The sequence below is a fragment of the Pandoraea sp. B-6 genome (assembly GCF_000282835.1).
Lineage (GTDB): Bacteria > Pseudomonadota > Gammaproteobacteria > Burkholderiales > Burkholderiaceae > Pandoraea > Pandoraea cepalis.
Genome location: NZ_KB290500.1, coordinates 36,670 through 56,550, shown reverse-complemented (window position 1 = coordinate 56,550; position 19,881 = coordinate 36,670). Strand labels below are relative to the sequence as shown.

Below are 19,881 nucleotides of genomic sequence, written 5' to 3'. Positions count from 1 at the left end.
ACGATTTAGTCAGTCACATTGCGTTGTCCGAAGGAAGGCATCCGTATCCGGTGATGCGGCCGGGCTTCAAACCCGGTTGGGGGCGTCAGCCGCTCCCAGGTCGGTTCGACTCCGGCTGCTTTCCGCCACAAGGCTTTCAGCGATTTTGCGTTCCGGAAATCCGCCGTATTCTTGTTCCGCAAAATTCACTTCGTGGACTTCGCTTTATCGCAGCGTCGATTGCGCACTTAGTGCCCGGCCATCACGCGCCAGTTCCAGTCAAGCCGGGCACGGCGCCGATGGCCAGGCCTTAGATGGCCCCGGTGAGCGTCATAGGCATTTCCGCCAGCCGGTCAGTAGGCCTTGTATGGCAGAAATTTGCCGGAAAGCACCACGTTGACGCGATCGCCCTTCGCGTCCGCCTGACGCTGGATGTCCATCGAGAAGTCGATGGCACTCATGATGCCGTCCCCGAATTCTTCGTGGATCAGTTCCTTGATGGTCGTGCCATAGACGTTCACCAACTCGTACCAGCGGTAGATCAGCGGGTCCGTCGGAACCGCCGTCGGCAGTGATCCCTTATACGGAACGATCTGCAGCCATGCGATGGCCTCGTCGGAAAGCTCGAAGATCTCACCGACGACGGCAGCTTGCTCCTTGCTCAACTGCATTTGACCGAGGCATGCGGCAGTCGTCCACTCCTTGGCCATGCCGACTTTATCCGCAACATCTGCCCACTTGAGGCCCTTGCGTACCTTCGCCGAGACGATCATCTCGGTAACCTGTGTGCGACTCGAAATCATGTGACTATCCTCAAAAAAACTACCACTGGAAAATTAAGCCGTATTGCCCATGCGGAGCGCGCGGCCTTGATCAAGCTCCGTAACGTTGTCCTGAGATAAGCCTGGACGAACAATTTGCGTCGTTTGATGCGTTTCACGACCATGTTCGATATCCTGTTGAATCGTGGCGGAGCGTCTCACCAGAAAATCGATAAGATAGTTTCGAATCCTGTAGAACTGCGGATCGTGGACAAGCGTCTCTCGCGTTCGCTCCCGTGGCATCGTGTTCACCACAATTTCTGCAAGGCGCGCGCGCGGCCCGTTACTCATCAAGAAGATTCGATCAGCAAGCAGGATCGCTTCGTCGACATCGTGCGTGATCATGAAAACGGTCTGATGAGTCGCCAGACAGATGCGCAGAAGTTCATCCTGGATAACACCACGCGTCAGCGCATCGAGTGCCCCGAACGGCTCGTCCATCAGAAGCATCTTTGGTGCGACGGAGAATGCGCGAGCGATCCCCACTCGCTGGCGCATGCCGCCCGATAGCTCCGATGGTTTTTTGTCGATCGCGCGCGTGAGGCCGACCATATCGAGGAAGCGCATTGCGCACTCGTCGATTTGCTGACGCGTCCAATCCGGATACCGGGAGCGAACGGCGAATTCGACGTTCTGCTTCGCGGTGAGCCAGGGCAGCAACGCATGACCTTGGAACACGACCCCCCGATCGAGGCTCGGGCCTGCAATCTCTCTCCCGCCCATGACGGCCCCGCCACCGCTCGCCTGCTCAAGCCCTCCGAGTACGTTCAAAATCGTGCTCTTTCCGCAGCCGGAGTGACCAATTACGCAAATGAACTCGCCACGATCAATCTTGAATGTCACGTCTTCGAAGACCGGCGGAAGATCTGCGCGATAGCGTTTCGAGAGGTTGTCGACCTCAATGAAAGCACTGCCGCTTGCGGCGCGATTGTCATTACTCTGCATAGGTCACCTTCTTTTGCAGGCGGGCAAAAAGTTGATCAAGCAGCATCCCAACCACGCCGATGACGAGCACCGCAAACAGGACATTTGTCAGCGAAAGATTGTTCCACTGGTTCCATAGGAAATAGCCGACGCCCGTTCCGCCGACCAGCATCTCGGCAGCCACGATGACAAGCCACGCAATCCCCATCGAGATACGCATGCCGGTGATGATGGTCGGTGCAGCGGCGGGCAAGACAATCTGCATCGCCTTGCGCAACGGCGAGACTTCGAGAGTGCGGGCAACGTTTAGCCACTCACGTCTTACGTTCGCCACGCCGAACGCGGTATTGATCAGCATTGGCCATAGCGAGCAGATGAAAATCACGAAAATTGCAGAGACAGAGGCGTCTTTGATCGTGTATAGCGCGATTGGCATCCACGCGAGCGGAGAGATCGGCTTGAGCAACTGAATGAATGGATCAAAAGCGCGATAGAGCAGCGGAGACATGCCAATCAAGAAACCCAAAGGGATCGACACGATGACGGCGAGTAGATAGCCGCCGGCGACACGCAGAAGGGAATGGCCCAATTGAATGCCGATTCCTTTGTCATTGGGACCATGATCATAAAATGGGTGCGCGAGGTTCTGCGCCGCGACGGAAAAGAACTGTGCGGGTGTGGGGAAACCGTCGCTCTTCGGCTCCGACGATGGGTCGTCGGGCGTCTGTCCCATCAACTGTGCATACTCTTTTTGCTCCGCAGTCATTGGCGCGTGCTGGGCCTGCTTCCCCGCCGTTGTCGCGAATTGCCAGCAAACGAGAAAAATCGCAACCATGGCAAGTGACACCAGTGCAGCTTGCAATCGAATTGAAGACTTCATCTCATATCCTTTGAATCAGGTCCGCCTGATCGCAAAACTTGCAAGGTATTTGGCCGGGTTGGCAGGGTCGTATTCACGGCCCATCACTGAGAATTTCCGCATCCCGCCAGCCAACGCATCGTGGTCGACTTCCTGCCCCAGTGCCTTCATTTGCGCACTTGCATCTGTAAGCAAGAACACCTTCTTGGCAAGGTCATCGTAGGAAATTTGCTTCTTGATGTAGCCCCACCTCTGCATTTGCGTGAGCATCCAGGTGGCCATCGAGTACCACGGAAGCGGTTGAAAATCCGTTCGATCTGGCTGATCACGCACATTTCCGAGCCCATCGGCGTAGTGGCCACTGAGCGCTTGCAGAATGACCGATTCCGGCTGGTTCAGATAGTTTGGCGTCGCGATGGCGCGCGCGATCGCAGGACGGTTCTCTAACTTGTGAGCGCTCGCGGACGCCTTCAGCAACGCACGGTATAACGCCACGAATGTGTTCGGGTTCTGGTCAATGAAGCCCTGCGCTACACCGAACGCACAGCACGGGTGCCCGTCCCAGATGTCGCGCGACAAGATGTGAATGAAACCCACCTGGTCATACACAGCACGTTGATTGAAGGGATCCGGTCCGAGGAACCCATCAATGTTGCCGGCCCTCAGATTGGCGATCATTTCCGCAGGCGGAGTCACGCGGAGCTGAACATCACGGTCGGGGTCAAGTCCATGCTCCGCCAGGTAGTAGCGGAGCAGGAAGTTGTGCATGGAATACTCGAACGGAATGGCGAACTTGAAGCCCTTCCAGTGCTTCGGGTCCCGGTTGTCCTTATGCTTCAGCGCCAACGTGATGGCCTGGCCGTTGACGTTCTGAATAGCTGCGACTCGCATGGGCTGGGCGGAAGACCCAAGCCCCATGGAAATAGCGAGCGGCATCGGTGCCAGGAAATGCGACGCGTCGAGCTCGTGATTAAGCATCTGGTCTCGAACCAGCGCCCAACCGGCCGTCTTGCGAAGCGAGACGTTGAGACCCTGCTCCCGATAGAAGCCCATGGGATCCGCCATGATCAGCGGTGTGGCGCAGTTGATCGGGATGAAACCTATCTTCAGGTCCTTCTTCTCCAGAGGACGCCTTTCTTCCGCCATCGCCTGAAGGTCGGCCAATGGGAGCACGCTGGCAATGGCGGCACGCGCGGCGTTGATGCCGACCGCGCGAAGGAATCGCCGGCGCAGCGCGTCGTGGGGGAACAGCGCCCTGACAGCTACCATTTCGAGGAAATGGCGCGACTGGACGTCTTCATCGTGCACTGGGGGGCGAGCGACAACGCCGCTGCGGGCATCGTGTTCGTCCTGACTGGCGTGCATGCCGCATGAGCAGCGCTCCAGCGAGTGGTCTGCGCTATACGGACGATACGGATTTTCATCTTTCATGTTCGACGCACCTGGTTTGATTCGGACTCGGGTTAGCCGCCCTACGGGCAGCAAGGCATTCAAGCGACAAGCCGCTGCTGTGCGAAACCCGCTTCGATGCGGGCAATGACTCGACCATCGAGGCGCTGCTCAATCCGAATCTGACCCTCTCGATCATCGGGAGCACCCCACGTACCCTTGGCGCTCGGGACGCCGTGGATAACGATGGGGAATGCCTTCGTTTTCAGACGAATCAGCGGCGTGCTGTGAACATAACCGGCATGCTCGCGGTTGAGCACGTGATGCGAAAGCGCCCCCGCTTGCCGCACGATCGGCTCGATGAATCGGCATGGCACGCCGGCAACGCTGATGCAATCGCCAATCGCATAAATGTCTTCGATGCTTGTCTGCATCGTGTGCGGATCGATTACGATGCCTCGATCAAACGCGAGCCCGGCCATTTTCGCGAGGCGGGTCTCAGTGACGAGCCCCGTCGCAGCGACGACTTCATCAACGCGAATTTGCTCGCCGCCTTGCATTTGAATGATCCTTTGGCCGTTGTCCGCTTTCTCGATCCTCTCGATGCGACGCCCCCCCAAGAATCTGACACCCGCATCCTGTAGGCCCGTCAGGAGCCTGTCAGAGACGACCGCTGGAACCAGACTGGCCAGCGGGCCGAGGTTGATATCGATTAGCGACACGGCATGGCCTGCACGCGCAAAATCCTCCGCGAGTTCGCACCCAATCATCCCGGCACCGACGATCGCAACGGTCTTTTTCGCGCCATCCAGGCGTGCCTGAATCCCCGACCATCCCGCCAAATCATTGACACGCCAACATAGCGAGGCCGGCATTTGCTCCGGTAGTGCAGGGCGCGCGCCCTGCGCGATCGCGAGCTTCGTATAGCGAAGCGCACCTCGCGTGGTACGTACCTGTTTGATGGACGGAGAAATGCCGACGACAAACGTTTCTGTCATCAGACGCACATTAAGGCGCCTAGCTGCATTGACGGCCGACTCCCGAACCAGATCGGCAGGCTTCAGGCTGCGCCCGAGTGCGACGGACAGTTCCGGCTTGAGGTATCTGTCGCCGTTGCATGCGGTCACGAGCGTAATAGGTACAGCGGGGTCGAGCGCACGCAACGCCTCTGCCGCACTCCAACCGGCAATGCCACCGCCCACGATCACGACGCCGAGCTCACGTGTCGGCGTAACGACCGCGGCATCGTCCGAGCGTGCAGTGCGCTCCAACGGTTCGTAAGGCTCGAAATCCGCCTTGACAACGCCACAGAGCGGACAAGCCCAGTCCTCCGGAATGTCCTCAAATCTCGTCCCCGGTTCAAGCCCGCTATCGGGATCGCCCAATGCCTCGTCGTAAATCAAGCCGCAGGCGCGACAGAGGAATTGCCGCCACGGCAAATTCGTCGGGGTGCTCATTCGGGGACCTCCTCTTTCGACAGACGAGCCATCTCCCAACGCAGGTGCTTGATGGCAGGCGTTACGATCGCGACGAACTGAGCCTCGCGAATACGGCGTTGCGGCGCAGCGCTCATAAGGTAGCCGCGCGCGCCCTGATGCATAAGCGCCGAATTCGCAGCACGTAATGCCAGTTGCGCGCCTTGTACGCGCGCGTCCAGCACATGAAGTAGATAGTCTTTGCTGCCGTCGTATGGCGTTTGCGCGAGCTTGGCGACGCGACTCCACAGCTCGTCGTACTCCGCCTGAAGCTCGGCCGGACCGTCTTCCAGAAATTGGTTGACGTGACCAAGGACTGGCTCGACTTCGCGGATAGAGTCGATGCTGCCCTGTGCAATGCCCATTGCCATCCCGGCTTGCAGCAACACAAATACAGCACGTATCTTCGCAATGAGAGGACGAGCAGGATCTGCGATCATTGCGGCGTCGCCGACAAAGTAGTTGTCGAGGCGCACGCCCCAGGTGCTGGTTCCTTCCATGCCCGAAAATTCCGGGCATTGGCGCAATACGACCTCGGGCGTCAGCTTCAGCAGGAACATGATCTCGTGCGACACTGAGCCATCGTCGCGGAACACGCCTGCCATGGCGCCGCAGTAATGTCCCGGCGCGATATGACTTACCCACGGCAGTGCGCCGCTAACTTGATATCCGCCGGGCACCTTCACTGCGCGTAGCAGTATCTTTTCGATGCCGGCAATTGCTTTCATCGGGTTCGAAAGCGCCGTACCCCCGAAGGTACGCCCCATCGTGTGATCGTCGAGCAGTTCGCCAGTCAGCGCAGGATTGCCGGATTGCTCCATGTAAAGCCCACAGACGTCATGTGCCCATGTGAGAAATCCCGTTGACCCACAACGGCGACTCACAGCGCGCATAGCGTCCAGCGCCAGGCCAACCCGACGACCGCCTCGCTCGAGGTGCGCGCCGAACGCGCCTGCGGTGCCGAGCGACCCCAGGATTTCGAGCGGGTAATGACCCTCATCAATACGATGCGCGGCTTCTGCGAGCGGGCCGTCGGAGATGGCCGTCACGTTTGCCATGACGTGGGAATCGGTCCACGTCGAATCGATCCGGTCGCCAGGAAATTCAACCGCTTTCATGATGCGATACTCCCGTTATTCAGTGTGATGGAGCGTGCTGCGGCTTACTCCGCGAGCGCGATGCTGAACGGGATGGGATTGCGCATGCTGTTGGCAACGGGAGAGAAGTGATTGGCGTGCTTGACGATGTCGTCCAGCGCTTCGCGCGTGGCGTCGCCCTCGATGAGGACCTTCACACGAATTTCCTGGAAGCCCATTTGCGCGGGTTGACGTTCGGCGCCACCAGCGCCCCACGCGGCGGTATTGCCGATGTCGGCTTCCAGGAAGATTTCGAGACGCGAAAGCTTGACCTGGCGGTAGGTCGCCACCGCCGTAATGCCGACGCTCAGGCAACCGCCCAGCGCCGAGAGCGCGATCTCGCCCGGCGCAGGCACCGTGTTTTCACCGAAGAGATGGACCGGCTCGTCCACGACGACCGGGTTGTGGGTGCCTACATAGCTCCACGAGCGGAACTGCCCCTGCATGACCGTATGGACCTTGTTGCTGCCCTTGCGCTCGGGATTTTCACGGCCGGCGGCGGCAAACTTCAGAAGGCCTTCGCGGTCGATGGGGCGTAGGTACGTGGTGACGGTTTCGGTACTCAAGGTAATTCTCCTGGTGACAGACGTGGCATATGAGCCGGATGAAACGATCTGCGAGATCGCACATCCATCAAAGCAACGACCGTGCCAGGGCAGGGTAAAAATCTATAGGGTGCTGTATTTGTTATATTTTTTATGGCCGACCACGCTGCAAGCCCAATGAGCACCCAATCCCAAATTGTTGACAATGTCGACAATTTGTCGAACATTGTCAGTCGTATCTAGCTGCAAATTTTCTGCCAGCGATACGAGAACTGACGGGGCGTCAGCCCGAGGCGTTGCGCTGCTCGCGACTTGTTGCCGCCAGCCGAGCGCAATGCCTGACGCAGTTCATCTGCCGAATGTGAGTCGTTCGCCATGTACTGACGCACCCCTTCCGGAATTTGAACCGTCTGCTGCAGGGGCGAACCGGGAGTCTCGAACAGTGGCGCCGGTTCCGCTGCGGGTAGAAACCGTTCAACATCGTCCGAATGGAGTATTGGCCTGTCGGCGAGCAGCACGACGCGTTCGATAAAATTCGAAAGTTCGCGGATATTGCCAGGCCATTGATGGTCCTCGAGCCTTGCGAGTGCATCGGGCGCAAGATTGACGTTGCGCTGGTTTGCCTGGTTTGTACGGCTGAGAAAATGCAATGCCAAAGCGCGAATGTCACCTTTGCGCTCGGCTAACGACGGAAGCCGAATAGGAATAACGTTGAGTCTGTAGTACAGATCCTGTCTGAACAGGCCGTTCGCAACATCGGTTTCCAGGCTTCTGTTCGTCGCCGCCACAAGCCTGACGTCCACCTTGATTTCACGCTTCCCACCTAGCCGGGTTATCGTTCCCTCCTGCAATGTACGAAGCAGCTTTCCCTGCAACGTGAGAGGCAGCTCACCGATTTCGTCAAGGAAGATCGTCCCTGAAGACGCCTGTTCGAACAGCCCCTCTCGCACACCGGTCGCACCCGTAAACGCACCCCGCTCGTAGCCAAACAATTCGGATTCGAAAAGCGTGTCGGGGATTGCTGCACAGTTCACCTTTATGAACGGCTTGTCACGGCGTTGACCCGACAAGTGCAGTGCTCTGGCGAACAGCTCCTTGCCGGTGCCTGAATCGCCGAGCAGCAAGACACTCGCCGATGCATTCGAGACTCGCTCCAGCTCCGAAATCGCTTTAAGCAGCGCAGGCGAAGTCCCCACGATTCCGTACTTCGCGCTCTCATGCTCAAGCGCGTGCATCAACATCTCGTTCTGCTCTTCGAGTGCGCGAGTCTTTGCCTTCATCATCGAATCAAGATGAAGAAGGTGGCCGGCCAGTGTCGACAAGATCCGCAAAATAGACACGTCGCTCGATAATGCACGATTGCGGACACGAATTCGATGGCACGCCAGGACGCCGACGCTTCGATCCTCAATTCGGATGGGGAGCGCGATAAACGACACGGGCCCCGGCGGAAGGCGGTCTCGTGTAACCGCCCGCGCAAGAAAGACATCGTCTCGATCGATGTCCTGCACGATCGTCAACTGGCCATGGCGCAGTACATGCCCCGTTATGCCTTCACCGACCTTGTAGCGCCCGCGTTCGATTTCGTCCGGCTTGAGGCCATACGCATATTGGATTCTGCAACTGTCAGTCGCACCATCGTCCAGAAGCACGATGCGCCCACGGTTCAGCCCGAGGAGCTCGGACATCAGATGGAGCGTTTCACGAAGAATGACGTCCGGCGATAGCCCTTTGCCTACGAGGCTCATTATTTGTTGGAGAAGGAGCATCTCCTGCTCTCTCCAGAATGCCGGCGAATCGCTTTCACTATGCTGGGAACTCATCTGGCCACCCGTGAGATAACAGATCCCATCATAAGATCAACCCGGGCATGAAACATATTCGTGGGCCGAATTCGCCAGCGATGTATGCGCACCCATTCAATAGGGGAAGCAACGAGGCGAGGGCGCCTGGTGAGGGGGGAATAAAGCCGGCCAGACTATGGCTCGATTTTCGGCGAGACGATGGGGGAACCCATATCTCGCGCCCGGCCGTCCACCTTTTGATGTCTTCTTCCAATGCCTAGCTCATCGTCTGAACCTCGAAAATGACGTGAGCGGGTTCTCACTGGGTCAATACATGAACTACCTCCCGATAGTTCATGTATTTGTCCGCACCCCCAATCGAACCTATTGGGCGGCCTCCGCCAACCCAGCCATCAGCACATACTTCACTTGAACATACTCTTCGATGCCGTAATAGCCTCCTTCCCGACCATAGCCCGACTGCTTGACCCCGCCAAACGGAACGGAAGCCGTACCCACCGAGCCTGAGTTCAGGATCACCATGCCTGCCTCGATGTCGCGCGAGAGGCGAAATGCCCGCCCGAGATCGCGGGTAAATGCGTAAGCGACCAGACCGTATTCGGTGGCGTTCGCACGCGCAATCACCTCCTTCTCGGAGGCGAATGTGTAAACCGGGAATACCGGGCCGAAGAGTTCCGTCGAGCAGATATCCATGTCGTCGGCGACGTTCGTGAGGATGGTCGGCGCATAGAAGAGACCACCGTTGTCGTGTCGCCGCCCACCGAGCAACGTTTTCGCACCGCTCTTTTGCGCCTGCTCGACGAGCCGAGACACCTTGTCGAGTGCCGCCTGATTGATCAGAGGCCCCACTACGAAGTCGGGCTGTAATCCCTGGTCGACACGGATTCGCTCGACGGCTTCCGTCAGGCGCTGCACAAAGCGATCGTGAATGCCGGCCTGCACGTAGATGCGGTTCGGCGAGATACAGACCTGTCCAGAGTTGCGTAGTTTTGCCGCAACGAGCCCTGAAATTGCCTGTTCGATGTCTGCATCATCGAACACGATGAACGGCGCGTTGCCACCGAGTTCCATCGTCAGCTTTTTCAGCGTATCTGCGCTTTGCCGAGCGAGCAGCCGGCCGATTTTGGTCGATCCGGTGAACGAAATCTTCCGGATGCGCGAGTCGCTGGTCATCATGCCGCCGATGGACGCAGGGTCGCCCGTCACCATTTCAAAAACACCCTCGGGAATGCCGGCGCGCCTTGCGTATTCAAGCAACTTATAGGCGGTCAGCGGCGTTTCCTCGGCAGGCTTGATGATGATCGTGCAACCGGCCGCGAGTGCGGTAGCGACCTTGCGTGCAATCATCATGAACGGAAAATTCCAAGGCGTGATCGACGCTACCGGGCCGATCGGCTCCTTGGTGACCAGCACTGCAGCATCGGCGGCGTGCGATGGAATCGTATCGCCATACACGCGCCTGGCCTCTTCCGCATACCATTCGATAAAGCCTAGACCATAGTCGATTTCGCCGAGCGCTTCGGTCAGGCACTTTCCGTTCTCGCGCGAGATCAGTTCGGCAAAGTCCTGCCTGTCTTGCCTGACCAGCTCGAACCATTTGCGCAGCAAGTCGCTGCGCTGCCTGGCCAGCTTCCGGGACCATTGAGGAAAAGCAGCGCAGGCGCGATCAATCGCCTCACGCACCTCCTGCTCAGTATGATGCTTGACGTGACCCACCACGCTGCCGTCCGCGGGATTCCTTACTTCGATCATGAAATATCCTTGAGTCCATGTTGGAAGGGTGATTGTCGTGAGCGGGAAATACACTCGAAGCACGCGAAGTGCGCGACGCGCGTCGACCGATGACGCGCCCTCGGCATGACCGCATGCGACAACCTGTGAAAATGTTATGAGCGCGGGACACGGCGGAAAACGCGCATTCGTCTGTGATTCTTGCCTGATCCTATGAGTGGCTGGTGCTTTTCCCGACTCGATGCGAAACTGCGCTCGTCGATCGCTAAGTTTTTTTTGTCGCCGCCATGGAATCCGCATCGAAACGTCAGGGGCGCGTGCGCCAACAGATGATCGAGTTGTTGCTCGAGCTCGCGCCCAATGAGGGCTATAACCTTTCACCGCTGCCAGATATACGCTTCCTGCGTTCGAATCGGTCGTTGACCAGAACGCCAGTGCTCTATGAGCCGGGCATCGTGATCGTGTGCCAGGGGCGCAAGCGCGGCTTCTGGGGCGATCAGGTCTATCTTTACGATGCCCAGCGCTATCTGGTGGTCTCGGTGCCGTTGCCGTTTTCGATGGAGACCGACGCGAGCGAAGCCGAGCCGTTACTGGCGATTTATTTGCGGCTGGATTTCGGCATTGCCGCCGATTTGCTGCTACAGATCGAGGAGCACGAAGCGATGACGCCGATGCCACCTCGCGGCATGGCAACCACCACGCTCGATATACCGCTGGGGCAGAGCGTCTTGCGCTTTTTGCAGGCCATGTTGAATCCTCTTGAGGCTCAGATCCTCGGGCCGGCGCTGGTGCGGGAAATCTATTTCCGGGTTTTCTTGGGCGAGCAGGGCGGCTCGATGCGCGCCGCGTTGAGTCGCCAAGGCAATTTCGGCCGCATTTCCCGCGCGATCCGCAAGATTCATACAAATTTTGCGGAACCGTTGACGGTGGAGGAACTCGCCGCCGAAGCGCGCATGAGCGTGCCGACTTTCCATGTGCACTTCAAGGCGGTGACCGACACCTCGCCCCTGCAGTACATCAAGTCCACGCGCTTGCATCAGGCGCGGCTCCTGATGGCGCGGCTCGGCACGACCGCGGCGGCGGCGAGTAGCCAGGTCGGTTATGAAAGTCCGTCTCAATTCAGTCGCGAGTTCAAGCGGCTGTTCGGCGGCAGCCCATTACAGGAAATCGCGCGCATGAAGCGCAATTTTGCGCTGCCCGACGAAGGCGCGCCGTCGATTTTTGTATCGTCGCACTAACCCATACTCTCTGGACAATCCTCGAACATGGCCCGCCGCGACTCGCTTCCGCCACTCAATCCCACGCGCGCCTTCGAGGCGACCGGGCGTCTGCTCAGCATTTCCAAGGCGGCCGACGAGTTAGCCGTCACCCCAGCGGCGGTGAGCCGGCAGGTCAGGGCGCTCGAGGATTTTCTGAAGGCGCCGCTGTTCGAACGGGTGCGCGGCGGTCTCGTGTTGACCGCGGTGGGCGCTCGTTATCTGTCGGAGTTGATGCCGCTCTTCGCCACGCTGCGCGAAGCGACGGAGGCGATCGTGTCTGGCAGCCAGAGCAACAACGTGCTGCGCATCCGCTCGCCGGCCACGTTCGCGGTGCGCTGGCTGATTCCGCGGCTCGCCAGCTTTCACCGGCTAAATCAAAACATCGATGTGCAATTGACCACGTCGTCGGCGCCGCTGAACTTCGCGCTCGAAGACATTGACGCGGGCATTCAACTGGGCGATGGCGACTGGCCCGGCATGAACACGCAGCGCCTGATTCCCAACGAACTGGTGCCGGTGGCTGCGCCCATACTCACCTTGAAAAGGCCGAGACAGCTCGAAAGTCAAACACTGCTGCATTCGCTCGCTCGCGCCGACGACTGGGGGCTGTGGCTGGCCGCCGCGGGCGTGTCGAGAATCAACGCGCTGCGCGGCATGCGTTATGAGACATCGCTGCTGGCCTACCAGGCGGCGATCGAGGGGCACGGCGTGGCGATCGCACAGAAGGCGCTGGTCGAGAAGGATTTGAACGACGGCACGCTGGTCATCCCGTTTGGGCCGACACTCGATCGCGGCGCATACACCTACTATTTCGCATGGCCCTCGGGCAAGCGGCAGACAGCGGCGTTGCGCGCGTTTCGCGAATGGCTTGCCACGGTGGTGCAGAGCTAGCGCTGATGGCGGGGCACATGACTTTACAAAAAGTCAAAAGGTACGATCAATAAAGTCGTTTGTCCGCGCTACGCGCGCTCTCTATCCTGTTCTCAATGGCTGCAAATCGGTGACACGAATGTCATTTGCAGCGCAGAACCGGATAGGAAAAAATGATAAGAGACAGTCTTCGAGGCGTACGCGTGCTGGATTTTTCGCACGTGCTGGCCGGGCCGGTTTGCTCCATGATGCTGGCCGATTTCGGTGCGGACGTGGTCAAGATCGAGCCGCCGTTCGGTGAGCTGGGGCGCAAGATCGGGCCACCATGGATCAACGGCGAGAGCGTCGCCAATCTCAGTGTCAATCGCAACAAGCGCAGTCTGGCGATAGATCTGAAAACCGAGGCTGGCCAGCGAACGATAAGGGAGATGGTTCGGCAGGCCGATGTGATTGTCGAGAACTTCCGGCCCGGCGTCATGGCAACGTGGGGTCTGGATTATGCGTCGCTTGAAGCAACTCACGGCAAGCTTGTTTACTGCTCGATCTCCGCGTTTGGACAAACCGGCGCCTCGCGCTGTCGTCCCGCCGTGGACGGCATCATTCAGGCCGCCAGCGGGCTGATGAGCACGCTCGGTGAGCCAGGTTCGGCGCCGTTGAAGGTACCGGTTCCTGTGGCTGACATGGTGGGCGGCTATATGGCCACTATCGCCGTGCTCGCAGCGCTGCACGAGGTACATCGCGGTGGCGTAGGCCAGCATCTGGACATCAGCTTGTTTACGGCAGCTATTGCGCTGCAGCAGGTCGGCTTCACGTCGTTTCTCGCCTCCGATACCAACCCGGAGAAGGTCGGCAGTGCCGCGCCTTATGCGTCTCCCAACGAAGCCTTCCAAACCCGTGACGGCTGGCTGATGATTGCCGCTTATCACCCGCACAGATGGGTGTCGCTTTGCGAGGCGGTTGACTTGCCGCATCTCGAATCGGACCCACGCTTTGTCACCAACACGGATCGCGTGCGCAATCGGGCTGCCCTGCGCCGCGCGCTGGGGGAATGCTTTGCGACCCGCACCACATCCGAATGGCTCGACCTGTTGGCCGCTCGCGACATTCTGTGCGCTCCGGTTTCGACGTACAGGGAGGTGGTGGATTCTCGCGAGTATCGCGAAAGCGGAATCGATTCGAGCGTTGATCATCCGATTGCCGGCAAGGTGCGGCTGCCTGGCTTTGCGCTCGGCAAAAGCGACGACACGCGTGCCGCGGATGTCGCCGCGCCGCTAGTCGGGCAGCACTCAATTGAGGTACTCGCGGAATACGGTGTTACCCACGAGGAGATCACCAGGCTGATCGGCCTGGGCGTGATTCAGACCGCCGCTGCGCAAGATGCGCCGGTCTCTCTGTAGGAGGTGGGGGTGACGTGCGCTCCCGTACTTGTCGAGAAGCATCGACGGGTCACGTTGCTCAGGCTGGCATCTGACAATCCATGCAATCCGCTAACTGACGCGCTTGGTCGGATCGATGCCGACGACCCAGTGCATGCAACTTTCATCACTGGCTCAGACAACACATTTGCAGCGGGCGCTGACATATGCCCATCCGTTGAGTCGTCCCTGGGCGACGGTCTGTTATTCGAGCGACGGCTTTTTCATGCTGGCTTCGCGTTGCACGATCAGAAGGAAGGCATGGCGGCGTTCTTGCAGAAGCGAGCGCCGGAATTTCTCAATAAGTGAGTATCTGTATGAATCGCTACGCAATGAACACCAGACAGGATGTCATGACGACCGACGACGCTCAAAGCGAAGGATTGGTCTTGACCCGCGTCGTCAACGGCGTGATGACAATCACGCTGAATGAACCGAAAACCGGTAACGCGCTCGATGTGGCGATGACCGAAGCGTTGGCAGACGCCCTGGAGCGGGCGAGCGGGCTTTCGAACGTGCACTGCGTTTTGCTCCGGTCCTCGGGCAAGCATTTCTGCACGGGTGGCAACGTGAAAGACATGGAGGCTGGCGCCGATCTGATGCAAGGCTCTGTCGAGGCGGTCAGGGAGCGCCTCGCGGGTAGCCTGCATCGCATTCCCCGCGCGTTGCATGCGTTGCCGGTGCCATCTATCGCTGCCGTCAATGGTGCCGCAGTGGGCGCGGGATTCGATGTTGCATTGATGTGCGATTTGCGCATTGCCGCGGAAAATGCCCGTTTCTCGGAAAGCTTTCTGCGACTGGGTTTGGTCTCTGGCATCGGCGGGGCCTGGTTCCTTACTCGGATTGTCGGGGTCGCCAAGACAATGGAGTTGACGCTGACCAGCGAATTCATCGATGCGTTCCAAGCGCTTGATGCCGGCATCGTCTCGCGAGTCGTGGCCGTCGATGCATTGGACGCGGAGGCGGAGCGACTGGCTGAAACAATCGCCAACAGCCCTCCACACGCTTTGCGAATGGCCAAGCAACTGGTTCGCCAATCGGCGGAAGCATCGTTGCCGACAGCCTTGGAGATGGCCGCATCGATGCAGGCCATTCTTCTTTGCGGTGAAGAGCACAGGCCGCGGTTCGCCGGTTTCTCAAGTGAAGCGTTGGCAGACGACGTGCGCTATGTAATACAAATAAAAATCAATGGAAGGAGACAGTCATGAACACGCATCATCGCCAACCGGCGGCGCTACGGCAAATGTTGAAGATCATCACAACCTCGAGCTTGGGAACGATGCTCGAGTACTACGACTTCTTCGTGTACGTCGCGCTGACGGGCACACTGACGCAATTGTTTCTGCCGTCGCAGGACAGAACCGTCGCTGCGCTCGCGGGCGTCGCGACTTTTGGCATTGCTTACCTCGCGCGACCCATCGGCACGATTATCTTTAGCCCTATGGCGGATCGTATCGGGCGCAAAAAGACCTTTGTCATCACACTTGTGTTGATGGGTGTCGCGACTGTCGGCATCGGTTGTTTGCCGACTTATGGCGCAGTCGGGGTGGCCGCACCCGTCGCCTTGCTGGTGCTGCGCATTACGCAAGGCATTGCGCTCGGTGGGGAGTATGGCTCAGCTGTGGTCTATGTGGTCGAATACGCACCGCAGGACAAGCGCGGCATGTTCACGAGCGTCTTGCAGAGCACGGCCGGGGTCGGCCTGTTGCTCGCCCTGGCGATAGTGTCTGCATTGCGACTGACGCTTGACGCCCACGCATTCGCCACTTGGGGTTGGCGCGTGCCTTTCCTGGTCTCCGCACCGATCGTCGCGATTGCAACGATGATTCGGTTGGGCATGAAGGAGACGCCGGTGTTCGTGGAAATGCAGGCAAGCGGGCGTTTGTCGAAAGCGCCCCTGTCCGACACGGTGACCAGCAAATCCTCATGGAAAGCCATTCTGGTTGCGATTTTCGGTGCCCAAGGGGGCACTTCGGTATCGTTGTACACGTCGATTGTCTACATGCTGTACTTTCTGCAGAACGTGCTCAAGGTGGAACCGACTCACGCCAGTCTTTGCGTGGCGGTTGGCATCATAATCGCGACGCCTATGTTCCCGGTGTTTGGCCGCTTATCCGATCGAATCGGACGAGCACGGGTGATGTTCATCGGCATACTGCTATGGATGGCCAGCGCGTATCCGACCTTTGCTGGGATCCGCACGGGTGTGCTCAACGAGGCCTGGGGTGTGGTCGCGGCACTTATTACGGTACTCGCCGTGTTGACCGCCATGATCATGGCGCCGCTACCCGCATTTATCGCCGAGTGCTTTCCGCCTCAGAGTCGGACAACCGGATTCGGACTGGCGCAGCAACTGGGCAACATCCTGTTCGGCGGATTTTTACCGCTCATCAGCCTGTCGCTGGTAGCGCTGACCGGCAACCAACTGGCAGGGGTGACCTATTCGATTGCGTCACTGGTGCCCTGTCTTGCGGTTACCTATTTCTGGGGATTAAAACGAGATCGCGCCAATCGCCGGCCGGATTTGATGAACGCGCCGGCACCGGCTGGCAAATAATACGTCCGGCAACACTTTGCCCTCACGTGCTGTCGGTGAACACAGCGATAATCCGCAAATTATCGCTGTGGAGCATGACCGGTCCAGGCATGTCCGTCAGCATTCATGGAGCAACAAATCAGCTGCATGTGGCGACAGTCCATGACGGGGATGATCGGCAAGTGTGAACTTCACACATCGTCGACGCATGTTCGATTCGGAGAAGGAGCTTCGACGATGACGAATCGGTCAACTTTCGTTCGCCGCCTTTGGCTTCGTGGTGGATGCGTAAGTCGCCTCACGCCGCAGGCGCAACGCTGACCCCCGTCACACCATGACGTTGCATGGCATCTGCCACGAAACCCTCGCGTTTCATGTCTTCCACAAACGTCTTCAGAAATGCCACAGCCGCCTCGCCGCGCGTGATCGGCATACCCATGGCTTGCTGAATGACCATGAAACGCTCGTCGAGCAGCCGATAGCCCGTCAGTGCGGCCACGTCGTGTTCGAGCTGTTGCTTCACGCCAGCGGCCACTTCACAGCCCGTTTCGATGAACGTCTTGACCACCGTCGGCGACGTGGGCGCGCGCACGATGTCCGCGTGCTTGAGTTCGCGCGTCAGGAACAGGTCATACGCGCTGCCTTTACCGACGACCACGCGCGTGCCCGCCTGATCGACCTCGGCGTTGGTCTTCACCGGCGAGGCGTCGCGCACCAGGTAAAAGCCTTCGATAAGCAAGTACGGTGCCGTGAAACCGATCGTCGTGGCGCGGCGCGGATCGATGGCGAAAAAGCCCACGTCGGCCTGCTCGTTCGTCACCGTCTCCACCGATTTGCCGGCGGCATCGACCACGACAAGCGCAGGCTCGACGCCCAACCGCTTCGCCAATTCACCCGCCAGATCGACTGAAATGCCGACCGGCCTGGATTGGGCGTCAAGCCCCGCCAGAATCGGATTGCCAAGGTTGATGCAGGCACGCAGCACGCCAGTCGGCGCAAACGCGGCAAGGAGAGTCGAATCGAGCGTCATGGTCAGGATCGGGAGGTCTGGGGTTCGAGAATATCGGCAATCTTGCCGATGGCGTCGATGGTGTGGCACAGAGGGGCGTTCGGTACACCGGCACCGGTCGTAAGATTGGCTTGCGCCAACGCTCAGGCCATCCCGACGTGCCTTCTCACCAGTGTCCCTGCGGCCGATGCGTGGGCGCGACGCGTCAGCTTGCCCCGATCTCGCGTCCGCGACGGTGGGGTTCGCCGAGCCGAATGGCCTCGGCGACCACGCTCAGCACTTCGGTCCCTGTGTTCTCGGAGTGCGCCTTGAGCACCTCGCCCAAGTGCGGCCGTCCGGCTTCGCGCAGGGCCGCCATGATCCGGTCGTGCTCTTCGTGCGATTCCTGCCAACGCGAAAGATCCGCGTTCGCGGCGCCGCGTGCGCGGTGCACCTTGCTCATTAATGTGGCATAGAGCGACGAGAGCACCGGGTTGCCCGCGCCGTCCACGATCATCTGGTGAATCTGCTGGTTGATCCGGAAGTACTCCGTTCGAAGCCCCTTGCCGTGCGCGTCGAGCATCTGCTCGTGCTTCCGTTCGATCGCGGCCAGCGCGCTCTCGGTCAATCGCCGAGACGCCAGTTCGCCCGCCATGCCCTCCAGGCCATGGAGGACTTCAAACGTCGCGCGAAGCTCGTCGAGATCGAGTGGCGCGACCCGGTAGCCGATGTATTGCCGGTGCAGCACCAGCCCCTCGGACACCAGCGTCTTGAGCGCTTCACGCAACGGCGTCTTCGAGACGTCGAACATTTCGCAAAGCGCCTTCTCGTCAATACGCTCGCCCGGCGGCAGCTCGCCTTCTTCGATCATGACGCGCAAGCGCGCCGTAATCTCGGCCGCCATGCCTAGCGTGCGGAGTTTGAGGGACTTCTGGAGGGGGAGGGTCACGGTCTCGAGCGTGTTTATCAGTGTCATAAACATCCTACCATATAGGGAAATCCCTAGAATAGATTTCAATGAAATCAATTATTTACCGATATTGTAATTACAGATTACAGATTCTATACTCACTCTCAAGTCGCGACGAAAGCTATGTAAGTCATCTACTCTGGAGATTCACCATGCAGTCGACAGGCAGGGTTGCCGCTATGGCAGGCACGAAGAGCGCTGTGCGCTGGAAGATTTTTTTCTTGATGCTGTGTCTGATCTCGATCAACTACATCGATCGGGCGTCGTTGTCGGTGGCCATGCCGCTGATCTCGAAGGAGTTCGACCTCACGCCCGCGATGGAAGGGTTGATCCTGAGCGGATTCTTCTGGACGTATGCCGTCATGCAGATTCCGGGCGGTATGCTGGCCGACAAACACAAGCCGCGCATCGTGATCGCGCTGGCCACGGTCTTCTGGGGCATCTTTCAGGCGGCGGCCGCCCTGTGCACCAATGCCACGTCGTTGCTGCTCACGCGTTTCGGGCTCGGCGCGGCCGAGGCACCGATCTATCCGGCAGGCGGCAAGTTGAATGCCATCTGGATGACGCAGTATGAACGCGGGCGCGGCGCCACGTTGCTCGACGGCGGCGCGCCGCTGGGCGCCGCCCTGGGTGCCATCATCATCACCTGGCTCATCACGATGCTTGGCTCATGGCGTCTGGCCTTCGTCGTCGCGGGCGTTGGCACCGTGCTCGCCGGCTACGTCGCCTGGCGCTACATTCGCAACACCCCGCGCGAACACCCGGGCGTGAACGACGAAGAGGCGACCTACATCGAGGAAGCGCAAGCAAACGAGCACCGCGCCGAACCGGCCAACCTCTCCGGTCGTTCGCTCGATTTCTTCAAATACCGTTCCGTGTGGTGCATGGCGCTGGGCTGGATGTGCTTCAACACGGTCTTCTACGGGCTGCTGACCTGGATGCCGAACTACCTCCACAAGGTTCACGGGTTCGATATCAAGCAAATGGGCGGCGCCAGCTTCATCATCTTCTTCTGCGGCTTTATCGGCGAGCTGTTCGGCGGCTGGGTCGGCGACAAGTGGAAGGCCGCGGGCGGCTCACCCAACAAGGTCATGCGTACCCTCTTCGGCATTGCCGCCGTGATCGCGACCGCATCGATCTTCTCCGTGGCGTATGTGAAGAGCGATGTCATCACCGTGG

17 protein-coding genes, 1 tRNA gene and 1 pseudogene are annotated in these 19,881 nt (G+C 59.2%); 8 read left to right on the top strand and 11 right to left on the bottom strand.

Annotation, left to right across the window (positions count from 1 at the left end):
• Window positions 1-32 precede the first annotated feature (32 nt).
• Window positions 33-128: transfer RNA gene (locus A985_RS0105725), tRNA-Sec, on the top strand.
• A 204-nt stretch (window positions 129-332) separates the two neighbouring features.
• Here the strand turns inward: A985_RS0105725 and cynS are convergent.
• From cynS to A985_RS0105680, 9 genes are all read right to left on the bottom strand, one after another.
• A complete protein-coding gene (cynS, locus tag A985_RS0105720) occupies window positions 333-782 on the bottom strand; it encodes a cyanase (RefSeq protein WP_017232443.1) in 450 nt (149 codons plus the stop codon).
• A 33-nt stretch (window positions 783-815) separates the two neighbouring features.
• Window positions 816-1,745, bottom strand: coding sequence for an ABC transporter ATP-binding protein (locus A985_RS0105715; protein WP_017232442.1), 930 nt, complete (start codon window positions 1,743-1,745; stop codon window positions 816-818).
• Window positions 1,735-2,604 (bottom strand): nitrate ABC transporter permease, encoded by an 870-nt coding sequence (gene ntrB / locus A985_RS0105710; RefSeq protein ID WP_017232441.1) that lies wholly within the window; start codon window positions 2,602-2,604, stop codon window positions 1,735-1,737. Before ntrB ends, A985_RS0105715 begins: the two co-directional genes overlap by 11 nt.
• Before the next feature lie 15 nt (window positions 2,605-2,619).
• The gene (locus A985_RS0105705) at window positions 2,620-4,014 is read right to left on the bottom strand and encodes a CmpA/NrtA family ABC transporter substrate-binding protein (protein ID WP_026131681.1); all 1,395 of its coding nucleotides are present in this window, start codon (window positions 4,012-4,014) and stop codon (window positions 2,620-2,622) included.
• Between the two features lie 59 nt (window positions 4,015-4,073).
• A complete protein-coding gene (locus A985_RS0105700) occupies window positions 4,074-5,429 on the bottom strand; it encodes an FAD-dependent oxidoreductase (RefSeq protein ID WP_017232439.1) in 1,356 nt (451 codons plus the stop codon).
• A complete protein-coding gene (locus A985_RS0105695) occupies window positions 5,426-6,565 on the bottom strand; it encodes an acyl-CoA dehydrogenase family protein (protein ID WP_017232438.1) in 1,140 nt (379 codons plus the stop codon). Before A985_RS0105695 ends, A985_RS0105700 begins: the two co-directional genes overlap by 4 nt.
• Window positions 6,566-6,609: 44 nt before the next feature.
• Window positions 6,610-7,149 carry an OsmC family protein gene (locus A985_RS0105690; protein WP_017232437.1) on the bottom strand — a complete coding sequence of 180 codons (540 nt, stop codon included), beginning with the start codon at window positions 7,147-7,149 and terminating at the stop codon, window positions 6,610-6,612.
• Between the two features lie 218 nt (window positions 7,150-7,367).
• Window positions 7,368-8,897, bottom strand: coding sequence for a sigma 54-interacting transcriptional regulator (locus A985_RS0105685; RefSeq protein WP_017232436.1), 1,530 nt, complete (start codon window positions 8,895-8,897; stop codon window positions 7,368-7,370).
• A 399-nt stretch (window positions 8,898-9,296) separates the two neighbouring features.
• Window positions 9,297-10,685, bottom strand: a complete 1,389-nt coding sequence (locus tag A985_RS0105680; protein WP_017232435.1) for an NAD-dependent succinate-semialdehyde dehydrogenase — start codon at window positions 10,683-10,685, stop codon at window positions 9,297-9,299.
• 308 nt (window positions 10,686-10,993) lie between these two features.
• On the opposite strand from A985_RS0105680, the gene A985_RS0105675 reads away from it, so the two are divergent.
• The 6 genes and pseudogenes from A985_RS0105675 to A985_RS0105655 all read left to right on the top strand — a co-directional run bounded on the left by A985_RS0105675 (window position 10,994) and on the right by A985_RS0105655 (window position 16,765).
• Complete coding sequence (locus A985_RS0105675; RefSeq protein WP_157211363.1) at window positions 10,994-11,902, top strand: AraC family transcriptional regulator; 909 nt, start codon at window positions 10,994-10,996, stop codon at window positions 11,900-11,902.
• Between the two features lie 27 nt (window positions 11,903-11,929).
• Window positions 11,930-12,814, top strand: a complete 885-nt coding sequence (locus A985_RS0105670; RefSeq protein WP_017232433.1) for a LysR substrate-binding domain-containing protein — start codon at window positions 11,930-11,932, stop codon at window positions 12,812-12,814.
• A gap of 152 nt (window positions 12,815-12,966) precedes the next feature.
• Entirely contained in the window at window positions 12,967-14,190 is a 1,224-nt protein-coding gene (locus A985_RS0105665; RefSeq protein ID WP_039829928.1) for a CaiB/BaiF CoA-transferase family protein, read from the top strand.
• Between the two features lie 198 nt (window positions 14,191-14,388).
• Window positions 14,389-14,517: pseudogene (locus A985_RS28995) on the top strand (enoyl-CoA hydratase); the annotation flags it as partial.
• A gap of 44 nt (window positions 14,518-14,561) precedes the next feature.
• The gene (locus A985_RS0105660) at window positions 14,562-15,416 is read left to right on the top strand and encodes an enoyl-CoA hydratase-related protein (protein WP_051060073.1); all 855 of its coding nucleotides are present in this window, start codon (window positions 14,562-14,564) and stop codon (window positions 15,414-15,416) included.
• Window positions 15,417-15,451: 35 nt separating this feature from the next.
• Window positions 15,452-16,765 (top strand): MFS transporter, encoded by a 1,314-nt coding sequence (locus A985_RS0105655; RefSeq protein WP_232424532.1) that lies wholly within the window; start codon window positions 15,452-15,454, stop codon window positions 16,763-16,765.
• 277 nt (window positions 16,766-17,042) lie between these two features.
• Here A985_RS0105655 and A985_RS0105650 read toward each other — a convergent pair whose 3' ends face one another.
• Window positions 17,043-17,774 (bottom strand): ABC transporter substrate-binding protein, encoded by a 732-nt coding sequence (locus tag A985_RS0105650; protein ID WP_017232429.1) that lies wholly within the window; start codon window positions 17,772-17,774, stop codon window positions 17,043-17,045.
• A gap of 184 nt (window positions 17,775-17,958) precedes the next feature.
• Window positions 17,959-18,708 carry a GntR family transcriptional regulator gene (locus A985_RS24390; protein ID WP_369751549.1) on the bottom strand — a complete coding sequence of 250 codons (750 nt, stop codon included), beginning with the start codon at window positions 18,706-18,708 and terminating at the stop codon, window positions 17,959-17,961.
• 146 nt (window positions 18,709-18,854) lie between these two features.
• Between A985_RS24390 and A985_RS24385 the strand changes: the two genes are divergently transcribed.
• Window positions 18,855-19,881, top strand: a 1,027-nt coding sequence (locus A985_RS24385) for an MFS transporter (protein ID WP_232424531.1), incomplete at its 3' end; no start/stop codon positions are given.